Origin of the sequence: uncultured Shimia sp., from assembly GCF_947493595.1 — a bacterium.
GTDB lineage: Bacteria > Pseudomonadota > Alphaproteobacteria > Rhodobacterales > Rhodobacteraceae > Shimia.
The window spans coordinates 259,278-273,058 of sequence record NZ_CANLRL010000003.1 but is presented as its reverse complement, the minus strand read 5'-3'; the positions used below and the strand labels follow the sequence as shown (position 1 = coordinate 273,058).

The following is a 13,781-nucleotide window of genomic DNA, read 5'->3' as shown; positions in this document are numbered from 1 at the left end:
ACCCTATCCCGGGTGGTTTTTGGCCATGTTAGACCGAAAGTAGATGTTCAGAGATTACACCCCCCTCACATCGAGGTTCAGTTTGGTCGCATTCATCGCCAAACGTCAAGAGGTCCATCACGCAATACTATCAATGCTTGCGTTAACAGCCTCTCACCCTTGTTTTACATGCGAAGCGCTCACCCCTTGCACAGGTTGAAGAAAGTGTAAGCATGGAAAAAGGCTTGCTTTTTCTTCTCTGCCTCTTCCGCAGCTTCGTCATCACGCCCCCATTGATCTTCCTGCCATTGCTCGTCGATTCGGGACAGGTTCCAGAGCGTTTCGATCGGGTGCAAATCACGGGTTGCCGCGAATCCAATGATCAAGGAACCGGAGATGCCAACCAGATCGTGAAACGCAGCCAACTCGAAGTTGTCAAAGCTGTGTACGCTCGCGCTTAACTTGCTCAGCGCATCCGCGTCTTGCGCTTCAAACATCACCCCAGAAACCGGCTTGAGGCGCGCCGTAAACGTCTCTGCTGCCCAGTCCAAAAGCGGATCCCACGCTTCGGCCTGGCGCACGATCAATTCTTCGGGAGTGGTGGCACGATAGCAGAGCAAATCACTGCCTCCATACTCCGCCAACATGTCGGCCACCTCCGCATGTTGGACCGCCACTTTGTCAATGGCCGCATTCACAGAGCGCGTCACTGGCATGCCGGTTGGGTCTATCTCACCCTCTTGCGCATCCCATTCCGCCACCACGGCTTTCGCCATGGCTTCGGTGGGCACCACCAAAGGCGCCTTTGCCGGTGTTTTTACACCGCGTCCATCCAACAGCACTTTGAACCCGCCCTCAGTGGCTTCAAATGTTGTCTCTTTCCAAAACCGTTTTTTGGCCCATCCGCTCATGATGCAGTCTCCAAAACTTGTGCCAAAGCGCCTTCCAGCGCCTCAAAATCCTCAACAACATGGCGTGCCGCGCTAAGGGCTGAGGTCTCGTGATACCCCCACCCAACACCAATCCCAGCCACGCCGGCCGACGCTGCCATTTCCATGTCGTAACTGGTGTCACCAATCATCACCGCATCCCGCGCCTCAACGCCGGTTTCGGCCAAGGCCGTCGTGATCATCGAAGGATGTGGCTTTGATGGGTGATCATCCGCAACCTGCGTGGTCACAAACAGACCATCCAGCCCATGACCCTCAATCAGTTTATCGAGCCCGCGCCGAGATTTCCCTGTTGCGACGCCCAATAGCACATCATCGTGTCCGTGCAGTCGCTGCAATACATCCCGTGCGCCTGTAAAAAACGGCGAAGACTGCGCCACACCGGTCTCTGCGCGCCGTTGCATGTAGCCCTGTTTATAGCCTTCAACCAAGCGCGCCCGCAGCTCCGCATCCGCCTCCGGCATCAGCTTGAACATCGCCACATCCAGCGACAGGCCAACAATCGACAAGGTGTCTGCCCGGCTTGGCGCCGCAAGTCCCTCCCCGTCAAAGGCAAGGTTCATCGCCTCAACAATCAGCCCCTGACTGTCCACCAACGTGCCATCCACGTCAAAAATCACCAGTTTGAGCCGCATAAGGCCCCCTTGTTTCCAATGTGTATGAGACACCACAGAAAGACCCGCAGCGGCCGTCCGGCCTCAACAATTCCAAAGGGCTTTATCGCAGGCTCTCAAACGGATCGTCTGCTGCCAGATCTTCAGACCAACCAAAGGTCTCCCACGTATGCGCCATATGCTCTGGCAATTCCGCCGTCACGGTGATTGGCTTGCCTTTGGTTGGGTGCATAAAGGTCATGGACCGCGCGTGCAGGTGCAGCTTGTTGGAAATCATCCCACCCAGCTTTGCGCCCCAGCCATCGCCAAGGTTTTCCTGACCGGTGCCACCATATTTACCGTCACCAATGATCGGGTGTCCGATTTCTGCCATATGCGCCCGCAGCTGGTGCGTGCGGCCTGTGATCGGCTCCATCGCGACCCAGGAGGCCCGTCCTGCCACACGATAGAGAGTCGCGTATTGCGTGATCGCACGCTTTGCGCCCGGCGTGCTATCCACTTCACGCGGATGCACCGCAATCATCTTCTCGCCTTCGCCACGCGCCCCATGGCCGCCCGCTTTCACCAACCCGTATTTGATTTCGCCCAGATATGGCGTTGGCACACCGGCCACCACAGCCCAGTAAATCTTGCGCGTCTGCTTGTGCCGCATCGCTTCGGTCAGCGCTTTGGCCGCCATACGGGTCCGCGCCAGCAGCAACACACCGGAGGTGTCTTTGTCCAAGCGGTGCACCAGACGAGGCTTTTCTTCCATGTCAAACTGCAACGCCACAGACAGGCCGTCCACATGCCGGGTCTGCTTACTGCCGCCCTGCGTGGGCAGACCCGCCGGTTTGTTGATCGCAATGATCTCGTCATCTTTGTAGATCACGCTGTCCAGCATCAGCTTGGCATCTGCCTTGCTGACCTTGGCTGCCGCGCGAGACTGTTCGCGTTGCGCCACTTCATGTGGCTCCGGCAAAGGCGGCACACGAATGCTCTGCCCCTCTTCCACACGCGTGTTGGCTTTGACACGGCCACCTTCAACGCGGATCTCACCTTTGCGACACATCTTCTCGATCTGTCCTTGGGCCACATGGGGAAACTTGCGCTTGAACCACCGGTCCAGCCGCTGATCACCTTCACCGTCTGCAACGGTCACTGTCTGTACCCGGCTCATGCCAGTAATCCTTTTGTCACGGCCATGCCCAGCATCAGCGCGCCCACCGCGCCAACCACCGAAACAGCCACATAAAACGCCGCCGCGCCAAAGGCCCCGCGCTCCATCAGGTTCACGGTCTCAAGCGAAAACGCCGAAAACGTCGTAAACCCTCCAAGCAGGCCTGTCATCACCAGTGGCGACAAATGGGTCAGCCCACGCTGTGCCGCCAGCACAACAAAAGCGCCCATCAGAAACGAGCCAATCACATTGACTGTGATGATCGCCACGGGAAAGCCACTTGCAAAACCCTGCCCCACCAGCCGCACCACACCGATGCCCAACAGATAGCGCAGAGCCGCGCCAACCGCGCCGCCCATAGCCACATATGCCACGTTCAAAACCATCACGCGTCTCTCTGCGCTTTGAGCCGCAAAGTCAAGAAACTCAGCTTCTTCTTGCTGTAAATATCCCGGGGGAGTCGCCAACAGACGACGGGGGCTGGCCCCCTCACCCGTTGCGCTTGGTGCGCAGCTTGGCAAAATACTCCATGCGGCGCTTGAGCTCACGCTCGTACCCCCGCTCTACCGGCGTATAGATCACCGGCCGCTTGATGCCTTCGGGGAAATAGTTCTGCCCGGAAAACCCATCTTCAGCATCATGGTCATACTGATAGCCATCACCATAGCCTTGCTCTGACATCAGCGAGGTTGGCGCGTTCAGGATATGTTTGGGCGGCGGCTCGGAACCGGTTTTCTTCGCCAAAGCCCGCGCGGCTTTATAGGCCGCATAACCCGCATTGGTCTTTGGCGCGAGCGCGAGATAGATCACCGCCTGCGCCAGCGCCAATTCGCCTTCGGGACTGCCCAACCGCTCATAGGTCTCCCAGGCACTGAGGCACACGCTCTGCGCCTGCGGATCCGCCAAGGCAATGTCCTCACAAGCCATCCGCGTCAGCCGCCGTGCCAGAAACCGCGGATCTTCCCCGCCTTCCAGCATCCGCGCATACCAATAGAGCGCCGCTTCCGGATCAGACCCGCGTACCGATTTGTGCAGCGCAGAAATCAGATTGTAATGCTCATCGCCTGACTTGTCGTATTTCGCCGCACGCCGCATCAGCCGTGTGGAAAGCGCATCCGTGTCGAGCTTGCTGTCCACTTTCCAGGCCATGACCTGTTCAATCAGGTTGAGCAATGCCCGCCCGTCACCATCCGCCATTTCCAACAGCGCTTCCCGCGCCGGCCCATCCAAGGGCAAAGGCTTGTCCAGCTCTTTCTCAGCCCGCTGCGCCAAACGCTCCAGATCCGCCAGCGCCAACCGCTCCAACACCAAGACTTGCGACCGTGACAACACCGCAGCATTGAGTTCAAACGACGGGTTCTCTGTGGTCGCGCCCACCAGGAGGATGGTGCCGTCTTCCATGTACGGCAGAAACCCATCCTGCTGCGCTTTGTTGAAGCGATGGATCTCGTCCACAAACAACAACGTGCCTTTGCCATTCGCCCGCCGCACCTTGGCGGCTTCAAACACTTTGCGCAGCTCCGGCACGCCGGTGAAAATCGCGCTGATCTGCACAAAATGCAGCTCGGTCTCATCCGCCAACAGGCGCGCAATGGTGGTCTTGCCAACACCGGGCGGTCCCCAGAAGATCAGGGAAGATAAAGACCCTGACGACAGCATCACCCCCAAAGGTGCCTCCGCACCCAGCACCTGCTCCTGCCCGATCACCTCAGGCAGGGATTTCGGCCGTAGCCGATCCGCCAAAGGCCGCGGTGCCTCACCCGCAGGTGTCACTGCGGGAATGTCCGCAGGCGTGCTGTCAAAAAGATCGGCCATGGTCTGCTAGAAAATCCTTACAGTCTAAAGCGCATCACCACCCTCTGGGTGCCGCGCTGGACCTCCAACGTAAGCCGCTTGCGCGCATCCCGCAAAGCCTTGTCCGCGTCTTTTGTGTTGAGGATTTCCGTGTCGTCGATCACGCGCAACACATCCCCTGGGCCAATACCCAAACGTGCCCCGATTTCACCGGGATTTTCCACCATCACACCCTCCAGGCTCAACGGCAGACCGTACTCGCCCAACACCGCTGGATTGATATTGGAGATCACCATTCCGGGGATTGCCGACTTGCGTCCGGTCTCAATGGTGTCGCGGCTCGGCACATCCGGTGCCACATCCATTTTCACGGAGCGCGTCACCACATCTCCATCCCGCAAAGTCTCAACCGCAACATCGCTGCCAAGCCCGGCCACAGACATGCGGAAAATCATCTCGGCTGGTGTGTTCACCGGCTGCCCGTCAAGCGCAACAATCACGTCCCCCGCCTCGACACCTGCCGCCAGGAATGGGCTCATGTCATGCAATTCGGACACCACAATGCCACCCGCACGGTCCAGCCCCAGGCCTTCCGCCATATCCGCATCCACCGGCTGGCCAAACATGCCCGCCCACGGACGCTGGAAATCGTCAAAGCCTTCTCGCGCCTGATCGACAAACTGCGCCACCAGATTGGCCGGGATGGCAAAGCCAATGCCGTTGGAGCCACCGGAACGCGTCAGGATCGAGGTGTTGATGCCAATCAAATCGCCGTTGATGTCAATCAACGCCCCACCGGAGTTGCCCGGGTTGATCGCCGCATCGGTCTGAATGAAATAGCCGCGCGCATTTCCCGTCGCCACGCCAGAGCGCGCCAGCCCAGACACGATCCCGCTGGTCACGGTTTGTCCGACACCAAACGGGTTGCCAATTGCCATCACCAACTCACCTACATCCACATGATCGCTGTCTCGGAATTCCAAGAAGGGCAGCCCCTCCGCGTCTTTCAGCTGCAGGATCGCCAAATCGCTTCCTTCGTCAGCCAACAGCACCTCAGCCGTGTATTCGCTGCGATCGTTCAGTTGCACCCGGATGTCCGTTGACATGCCCACAACATGGTAGTTGGAGACAACAATGCCGTCCTCAGACAGGATCACCCCCGACCCCAGCGAGTTTTCCACACGCGGCTGGGGCGTGCCAAAGCCGCGCAACAGCTGGTCAAAAAACGGATCCCCCGTGAACGGGCTCTGACGCGCCTGCACAATCTGCTTGGCAAAGATGTTCACCACCGCCGGCGCTGCCTCTTTCACCAAGGGGGCAAAGCCCATCGAAATCTCGGCTTGCGATTGTGGGACCTTGGTCTCTGCCGACACCGTGGTGGCCAGGCCCAGCGTGAGGGAAATCAATACAGCGCGGATCATGCGTCATCCTCAATTGTTCAGTGCAAGCATATGCGCAGCGGCCCAGCGTAATGCAAGCCAGTGCTTAAGGCGGCTATGGCAGAAAGTTCGTCTGATAGATGTTTTCCGGCAAAGACTTGCCCATCACCCTGAGCGCCCCCAGTCTCCCAATCTCATCGGCGCACTTCGCACCGGCGCCGTTGCCACCGGTCAAGGCAAACACCCGCTCAGTTTGACCGTAAATCAAAGGATTGCCACGCGGCGTGAAGCTTGTGGCACAGCTGCCAAACGTCACACCCTGAGACGCCAAGCTGGGCATCAGATTAAACAACTGCTCCGCCATATAGCTGCCTGCCTCAGGATCGCCACCGCCCCGGAACCACTCTTTCATTTCCGCCACGGTAGCCAGTTCGACATCGTCCGGATCCCCACCGATTTTCAGATAGGTTTTGCCATTCGGGTAGCGCACCGGCGGTAGGAGGTAGCAATCCCCTGCTCCATTTGGAAAGAAATACACCACCGACGGCATGTCCTTGAGCCGCTCCGCTTCGCTGTCATCAATCTCCACAAAAGCAATCGTGCGCGCATAAACCTTGAGCGGCACGGGCTCTGGCAACAACCCAGAAGCCTTGGAAAACGCCCCACAGGCCACAACCACTCGCTCTGCCTGTAGCACTTTGCCACCAGCGCAGCGCGCGGTCACCCCATCGGAACTTTCCTGAACATCAACAACCTCGTCGCGCACCAACGTCACACCGTTGGCCTGTGCCGCAGTGATCTCCGCCATCACATGGGCACGCGGATTGATCCAACCGCCACCTGCCTCAAACAGACCAAGGATGCCTTCAGGAAATTCAAAGTACGGAAACCGCGCCCGCAAAGCTGCGCCTCGTAGCGCATCATGGTCTGTACCCGCATCCTCAGCCACAATTTTTGTATTGAGAATGTAATCACTTCCCGCGCCTTGCTCCGGCCCAGCCATCAAAGCACCAACTTGATGAAAGAACGGCACACCACCTTGTGCCTCGATGCTGGCGTATCGATCCATTGAAGCCGCAGCGGCCCGAGACCAATCCGCGTCGCTCGCCAACCGTCGCGTAATCCGTGCTTGATCGTAGTGACTGGCAAACACGCCATCATGCGACGCCGCATGTTCCGGCTCGGAAGGTCCCACCAACGCAACTTTCGCGCCCATCTCTGCCAGATGCCGCGCGCAGGCGCTGCCCCAAAGCCCGGCCCCAACCACAACCACGTCAAAACCCATCATTTCCCCTTTTCCCTTGGAGGGACCATGACGTGCAGCCCCCTTGAGTACTAGCCCAACCGCGCAGCCCTTAAGGTTGAGTAATGTTCCCCCCCCGGAACAACATGCAATTCACAGCCCGCTGGCACCAACTTTTTAATCGCCGCCGACATCGCCAATGGTGACCACGTGTCTCCATCTCCATGCCAAATCTGCACCGGTGCCCGCACCTGGCTCAATTCCGCAGACCAATCCGCCACATACGCCGACAGATAATCCAGATACCCTTGGCGATGGTCTACAAAACTGCTGCGCATCCCGGAAATCAGAGCAGCCCTAAATTTCGGATCCGACAACATGGCCTGCTCCTGAGCCCCGCATTTCGCGAACAACTGGTTGATCAATAAACCTGGCGCGACACGCGCGAGCAGCCCCTGCACGGCGGTCAATACGCGCAACACTCCGGGTCGCTGCCTCGCCAGTTTAAACACAGGCGCACCCGCCATCCCCGGCAGAAAATCTCCAAGCTGCAACGGCGCAGCAGGCGAAATCACCGTCACACGGGCCACGGCATCTGGTCGAGCGGCCGCCAAACGAAGCGCCGCCATCGCCCCGATGGAAAATCCAACCACATGCATCTGCCCCCCCTCTGTTTCGGCACAGGCGGCGTCATACTGCCAGAACAAGTGTTGCAACGGGTCCCCGGTGGAAAAATCAAACAGGTTTTGCGCGGCAACTGGCAGGTCATCTGTTTGCAATAGCGTTGCATCGTCAGGCCCACCGGGTACGCCATGGCAAAAGAAGATGGGAGTTTGGGATGAGGTCATGTTCGCGCTACCTTTTGAGTTCTTTCAAGAGGTAGTACCGGACAATTGGATCCAAAAGGCGGCGGAATGTCTCAGGCGACACGACAAACAAAAAGACCCCCGCCATTCTGGCAGGGGTCCAGGCATCTGGTTGATCCAGATGGAGATTTATTCTTCGGCGGCTTCTTCAGCTGCCACGCGAGCCTTGTCGGCTGCGCCTTTTGCATCGACGTCGCGATCCACAAATTCGATGATCGCCATCGGTGCCATGTCGCCATAACGGAAACCGGCTTTCATGATGCGGACGTAGCCACCCTGACGGTCTTTGTAGCGAGGGCCCAGAACGTCAAACAGTTTGGAAACGTACTGGTCTTCTTTCAGACGTGCAGCGGCCTGACGGCGCGCGTGCAGGTCACCACGTTTGGCCAGCGTGATCATCTTTTCGATGATCGGGCGCAGTTCTTTGGCCTTTGGCAGGGTGGTTTTGATTTGTTCGTGCTCAATCAGCGAGCCGGCCATGTTGGAAAACAGGGCTTTGCGGTGCTCATGAGTACGGTTCAGGCGGCGGTAACCACGTGCGTGACGCATTGTATTTCTCCTAAGTGCGTTTTTGCTTTGTCTGGTAGCCGATGCGTGTCAGCCACTCTCCTTGGGGCATGTGCCCTGATCGTCCCCGGTAGGTCCGGGCATTGAATGAGCGGGTCATTATGCGACCCGCTCAAAATCATCAAGACTTAAAAGTTGTCTTCGAACTTCTTGGCCAGATCTTCGATGTTGTCTGGTGGCCAGTCCTCGACGTCCATGCCGAGGTGCAGGCCCATGCCGGACAGCACTTCTTTGATCTCGTTCAAAGACTTGCGGCCGAAGTTTGGCGTACGCAGCATCTCTGCTTCGGTCTTCTGGATCAGATCGCCGATGTAAACGATGTTGTCGTTTTTCAGGCAGTTTGCAGAACGTACAGACAGTTCCAGCTCGTCCACTTTCTTCAGCAGAAGTGGGTTGAACTCGAGACCATCGTCTTCTTCCTGACGACCTGCCGCTTCCGGCTCGTCGAAGTTCACGAAGATCGACAGCTGGTCCTGCAGAATACGCGCAGCATAAGCCACGGCGTCTTCCGGCGTGATGGAGCCATCGGTGTCGATTTTCATGGTCAGCTTGTCATAGTCCAGAACCTGACCTTCGCGGGTAGGCTGCACGTCATAAGACACGCGCTTCACCGGAGAGTAGATCGCATCGATTGGAATAAGACCAATTGGCGCATCTTCTGGCTTGTTCTTGTCCGCAGACACGTAGCCTTTGCCGGTGTTGACGGTCAGCTCGACATAAAGGTCGGCGCCATCGTCAAGGTGGCAGATCACGTGATCTTTGTTCAGAACCTCGATGCCCGCGCTGTCGGAGATGTCACCGGCAGTCACAGCACCTGGACCTTTGGCATTGATCGAAAGACGCTTAGGGCCTTCCACTTCCATGCGCAGGGACACGCCCTTCAGGTTCAGGATAATGTCGGTCACGTCTTCGCGTACACCAGCAACGCTGGAGAACTCGTGCAATACGTTGTCGATCTGTACGCTGGTGATGGCCGCGCCTTGCAGCGAGCTCATCAGAACGCGGCGCAGCGCGTTGCCCAGAGTGAGACCAAAACCACGCTCCAGCGGCTCGGCCACAACGGTGGCTTGGCGCGCAGGGTCATTGCCCGGCTTCACTTCAAGCTGTGTAGGCTTGATCAATTCTGCCCAATTCTTGTGGATCATGCGTCCCTCCATTCTTGTCTCGTTCCCATGTCCAAAAGAACCAGACGCCCGAGGTTTCAAAATGACGAACTGGGGCCGTGCGGATCACGCGGCCCCAGGTAGTAGAAATGTCGCTTAGACGCGGCGGCGCTTTGGTGGGCGGCAGCCGTTGTGGGCGATTGGTGTCACGTCACGGATGGAGGTGATGTTGAAACCAATTGCAGCCAGAGCGCGCAGTGCAGATTCACGGCCGGAACCCGGACCCTGAACTTCCACTTCCAGTGTTTTAACACCGTGGTCCTGAGCTTTTTTGCCTGCATCTTCCGCAGCCATCTGAGCAGCATATGGGGTGGACTTACGGGAGCCCTTGAAACCCATGGTGCCAGCAGAGGACCAGGAAATTGCGTTGCCCTGAACGTCGGAGATCAGGATTTTTGTGTTGTTGAACGAAGAGTTCACGTGCGCAACGCCAGTGGCGATATTCTTACGCTCTTTTTTCTTCGTACGAGTCTTTTCGCGTGCCATCGATCAGGACCCCCTTATTTCTTCTTACCAGCAATGGCCTTCGCAGGGCCTTTGCGTGTGCGAGCGTTGGTGTGGGTACGCTGACCGCGAACCGGCAGGTTGCGACGGTGGCGCAGGCCACGGTAGCAGCCAAGGTCCATCAGACGCTTGATGTTCATCTGCACTTCACGACGCAAGTCACCTTCAACGGTGTAGGTCGCATCGATGTGCTCACGGATGGCCAGAACTTCTGCGTCAGACAGCTCGTTGATGCGACGGGTTTCGTCGATCTTCACGCTTTCGCAGATTTCTTTTGCGGATGCTGGGCCAATACCAGTGATGTAAGTCAGGGCGATCGGGACCCGTTTGTGGGTCGGGATGTTTACGCCGGCAATACGTGCCACGTGTCACTTTCCTTTTCGTTGCGGTTCCGTAGCTCCGGAACCTTTTTTCACAACGTAAGCCCGACGCGATGTGCGGCCGGGCCTCAGCTGATCAGGTGGTCTTGCAACATGGGTGCGACCCACGCGCAAAGAATTGATTCTCCGTTAAGAGATGGGGTGAAATAGGGGGGATTGCAGGGGGTGTCAAGGGACTTCAATCCAAGCCCTCGCGCGCACTACAGCGCTTCAAATCACTGCGGCGGTCTAACAACGCGTTCCATACGTGTCGAGTGCAGAAAATTCTCGCACCACCTGAACCCTCACATCAATGTCAAAACGCGGGTGTCGCAACTCAAATACCTGTCAAGTCACACACGTTTCTCCGCGCCGCTGTGATTGCAGTTGATTTTCCATTTCTAGCACCCTCGCGGAAGTTGTCCCCGCACAGACACTTCTGGAGACAAACATGAAACACATCCCCGCTGTGGTGGCCGCCGCCACCGCCCTTACCGCCTTTGCCTCGGCACCTGTTATGGCCGAAGGTTTCTATGTCAGCGGCAATATCGGCCTGACTTCACTTGGCCACACGCTGGAACGTAACGAGGCCACCGCCGGATTGCCCGTGCCGGACTCCGCAGGCATTTCACACGTGCAATCCGATGACGCCAGCATCGGTCTGGCCGTGGGCTATCACCACAACTTCACCAACAACAATTACTTTGTTGGTGGCGAGGCATTCTATAACCATGAAAACGCCAGCACGCGTAACATTGTCGGAGTCTTGGGCACAGACATCAATCTGAACTCAAGCTACGGCGCCCGCCTCATTGGCGGCGTGAATGTGACCCAAAAGTTCAGCCTTTACGGCCACGTCGGCTACACCCAGCTGGATTTTGACGTGCACAATTCCTACACCTTCGCGCCGCCCACGCGCGATGCCGGTTTTACCGAAGGTGGGGTCTCTCTTGGCCTTGGTGCGCTGTATGCCGTGAATGACCGCGTGTCTCTCTTTGCCGATTACACCAAGGTCACAGACGTAAATTTCAACGGCCTGCCCGAAGTCGCCGGTGGTACCGGTCGGGTGAATGCCAACAGTCTGGACATCGACCGAATCAGCTACGGCGTACGTGTCTCGTTCTAAGTCCCAAAACAAAACGGAGCGCCCAAAGGCGCTCCGTTCTCAAATTCTCAAAAGCTCGGCTTAACCCAAAACGCCTGCCACAGAGGCCTCAACCTCATCCATCGAGGCCAGACCATCAATCGAGGTCAGGTTGCCTTTGGCATGGTAGTAACCAATGAGTGGCGCGGTCTGCTTGTAATACGCCATCAGGCGAACTTTCAGGCTTTCTGCATTGTCATCCGCACGGGCCTCGCCACCGTTGGCGACTGCCTCTTTGGCGCGGCCCACGATGCGTTCCACCAGAACCTCATCGTTCACCTGCATCTCAATCACGGCGTCGAGCTTTTCGCCACAGTCTGCCAAAAGCTCTGCCAATGCATCTGCTTGCGCCAAGGTGCGCGGGAAGCCGTCAAAGATGAAACCGCCCTTTTTGTCGCCTTCCAGCTGCTCGCGGATCAGGCCAATCACGATCTCATCGGTGACCAGCTCACCACGGTCCATGACCTCGGCAACCTTCTTGCCCATCTCCGTACCGGAGGTTTTGGCGGCGCGCAGCATGTCGCCCGTAGAAAGCTGGATCATGTCGCGCTTCTCTACGAGACGGCCAGCCTGGGTTCCTTTACCGGCACCGGGCGGGCCAAGCAGAATAATGTTCATCGACGAGCAGGTCCTTTGCGTTTGCGTTTGTTCCGGCCTTTACCAGACAGCTGGGACTTTTCAATAAGCCCTTCGTACTGGTGCGCCAGCAGATGGTTCTGAACTTGCTGGATGGTGTCCATGGTCACGGAGACCACAATCAGAACCGAGGTGCCGCCAAAGTAGAACGGGATCGCAAACTGTCCACGCAGGATCTCCGGAAGGAGACAAACTGCCGCAAGATATGCAGAACCCAGAACCAGGATACGGTTGACCACATATTCAAGGTATTCTGCGGTGCGCTTGCCCGGGCGGATGCCTGGCACAAAGCCGTTCTGGTTCTTAAGGTTGTCGGCCACATCGTCAGGTTTGAAGCTGACGTTGAAGGTGTAGAAGTAGGCAAAGAACACAATCATGGACACGAAGAACAGCAGGTACAGCGGCTGTCCCGGACCGAAGTAGGCCAGCAGGGTCGACATGATTGGGCCGGTTTGGCTACCGGAGAAGGTCGCGATGGTGGTTGGCAGCAGCAGCAGGGAACTTGCGAAAATCGCCGGGATCACGCCCGCTGGGTTCACTTTCACCGGCAGGTGAGAGGAGCCGCCGTCATATACTTTCATACCAACTTGGCGACGCGGGTATTGGATGTGGATCTTACGCAGCGCCCGCTCCATGAAGACCACAAAGGCGATGGTAGCAATCACCATCACAATCACCGCAACAATCACCGCTTCGCTGATCGCACCGGTGCGACCGGAAACAAAGAACTGTGCCAGCGCGGCGGGAAGTTCGGCCACGATGCCAACGAAGATGATCAGGGAGATGCCGTTGCCGATGCCGCGTGCGGTGATCTGTTCACCCAGCCACATCAGGAACATGGTGCCGCCCACCAGCGTCACAAGACAGCTGAAGCGGAAGAACAGGCCCGGATCGGTGACCAGCTCACCGGCCTCCAAGCTGACGGCAAGGCCATAGGCCTGCAGCGTTGCCAATGCCACCGTGCCATAGCGGGTGTATTGGTTCATCTTTTTGCGGCCTTGTTCGCCTTCTTTCTTAAGCTGTTCCAGTGCCGGAACCATAGAGCCCAAGAGCTGAACAATAATGCTCGCAGAGATATACGGCATGATGCCCAGAGCGAAGATGCCCATCCGTCCCAGCGCACCGCCGGTGAACATGGACAGGATGCCGCCAATGCCTGCGCCGGCCTCTTCCATAAACTCACGGAGGGCAACACCGTCGATGCCCGGAACCGGAATCCATGTGCCAAGGCGATACACAATCAACAAACCTAATGTGAACAGGATGCGATTGCGCAGATCGGTGGCTTTTCCAAGTGCGGACCAGCTGGTGTTGGCCGCCATTTGCTCTGCTGCAGATACCATTTAGGATCTCTCTTAGACTAAAAACGCCGCCAGAACCGTTTTCCGGTTTGGCGGCGTTAGGAAAACTTGGAAGGATATGTA

General features: G+C 57.5%; 15 protein-coding genes. 1 reads left to right on the top strand and 14 read right to left on the bottom strand.

Features of this window, described 5'->3' with window-relative positions:
* Positions 1-179: 179 nt before the first annotated feature.
* From Q0955_RS10220 to rpsM, 12 genes are all read right to left on the bottom strand, one after another.
* Positions 180-890, bottom strand: a complete 711-nt coding sequence (locus tag Q0955_RS10220; protein ID WP_299423912.1) for an ATP12 family protein — start codon at positions 888-890, stop codon at positions 180-182.
* Positions 887-1,564 carry an HAD-IA family hydrolase gene (locus Q0955_RS10215; RefSeq protein WP_299423910.1) on the bottom strand — a complete coding sequence of 226 codons (678 nt, stop codon included), beginning with the start codon at positions 1,562-1,564 and terminating at the stop codon, positions 887-889. The genes Q0955_RS10220 and Q0955_RS10215 overlap by 4 nt, the downstream gene beginning before the upstream one ends.
* A gap of 82 nt (positions 1,565-1,646) precedes the next feature.
* Entirely contained in the window at positions 1,647-2,702 is a 1,056-nt protein-coding gene (locus tag Q0955_RS10210; protein WP_299423907.1) for an RluA family pseudouridine synthase, read from the bottom strand.
* Positions 2,699-3,088 (bottom strand): CrcB family protein, encoded by a 390-nt coding sequence (locus Q0955_RS10205; protein WP_299423905.1) that lies wholly within the window; start codon positions 3,086-3,088, stop codon positions 2,699-2,701. Before Q0955_RS10205 ends, Q0955_RS10210 begins: the two co-directional genes overlap by 4 nt.
* 103 nt (positions 3,089-3,191) lie before the next feature.
* On the bottom strand, positions 3,192-4,517 hold the full coding sequence (locus tag Q0955_RS10200; RefSeq protein WP_299423902.1) for a replication-associated recombination protein A: 1,326 nt from the start codon (positions 4,515-4,517) through the stop codon (positions 3,192-3,194).
* 17 nt (positions 4,518-4,534) lie between these two features.
* Complete coding sequence (locus Q0955_RS10195) at positions 4,535-5,917, bottom strand: trypsin-like peptidase domain-containing protein (RefSeq protein ID WP_299423900.1); 1,383 nt, start codon at positions 5,915-5,917, stop codon at positions 4,535-4,537.
* Between the two features lie 73 nt (positions 5,918-5,990).
* A complete protein-coding gene (locus tag Q0955_RS10190) occupies positions 5,991-7,163 on the bottom strand; it encodes an FAD-dependent oxidoreductase (RefSeq protein WP_299423898.1) in 1,173 nt (390 codons plus the stop codon).
* Between the two features lie 47 nt (positions 7,164-7,210).
* A complete protein-coding gene (locus Q0955_RS10185; RefSeq protein ID WP_299423897.1) occupies positions 7,211-7,966 on the bottom strand; it encodes an alpha/beta hydrolase in 756 nt (251 codons plus the stop codon).
* Positions 7,967-8,113: 147 nt separating this feature from the next.
* Positions 8,114-8,533, bottom strand: coding sequence for a 50S ribosomal protein L17 (gene rplQ / locus Q0955_RS10180; RefSeq protein WP_299423894.1), 420 nt, complete (start codon positions 8,531-8,533; stop codon positions 8,114-8,116).
* 146 nt (positions 8,534-8,679) lie between these two features.
* Complete coding sequence (locus tag Q0955_RS10175) at positions 8,680-9,696, bottom strand: DNA-directed RNA polymerase subunit alpha (RefSeq protein WP_283425793.1); 1,017 nt, start codon at positions 9,694-9,696, stop codon at positions 8,680-8,682.
* Between the two features lie 114 nt (positions 9,697-9,810).
* Positions 9,811-10,200 carry a 30S ribosomal protein S11 gene (rpsK, locus tag Q0955_RS10170; RefSeq protein ID WP_299423892.1) on the bottom strand — a complete coding sequence of 130 codons (390 nt, stop codon included), beginning with the start codon at positions 10,198-10,200 and terminating at the stop codon, positions 9,811-9,813.
* Between the two features lie 14 nt (positions 10,201-10,214).
* A complete protein-coding gene (gene rpsM, locus Q0955_RS10165) occupies positions 10,215-10,583 on the bottom strand; it encodes a 30S ribosomal protein S13 (RefSeq protein ID WP_164644472.1) in 369 nt (122 codons plus the stop codon).
* 445 nt (positions 10,584-11,028) lie between these two features.
* Here rpsM and Q0955_RS10160 point away from each other — a divergent pair, with 445 nt between their 5' ends.
* Positions 11,029-11,703, top strand: a complete 675-nt coding sequence (locus Q0955_RS10160; RefSeq protein ID WP_299423887.1) for an outer membrane beta-barrel protein — start codon at positions 11,029-11,031, stop codon at positions 11,701-11,703.
* A gap of 60 nt (positions 11,704-11,763) precedes the next feature.
* On the opposite strand, the gene Q0955_RS10155 is transcribed toward Q0955_RS10160, so the two are convergent.
* Together Q0955_RS10155 and secY are read right to left on the bottom strand one after the other, a co-directional pair.
* The gene (locus Q0955_RS10155; RefSeq protein WP_299423885.1) at positions 11,764-12,339 is read right to left on the bottom strand and encodes an adenylate kinase; all 576 of its coding nucleotides are present in this window, start codon (positions 12,337-12,339) and stop codon (positions 11,764-11,766) included.
* The gene (gene secY / locus Q0955_RS10150; RefSeq protein ID WP_164644469.1) at positions 12,336-13,700 is read right to left on the bottom strand and encodes a preprotein translocase subunit SecY; all 1,365 of its coding nucleotides are present in this window, start codon (positions 13,698-13,700) and stop codon (positions 12,336-12,338) included. The genes Q0955_RS10155 and secY overlap by 4 nt, the downstream gene beginning before the upstream one ends.
* Between the last annotated feature and the right edge of the window lie 81 nt (positions 13,701-13,781).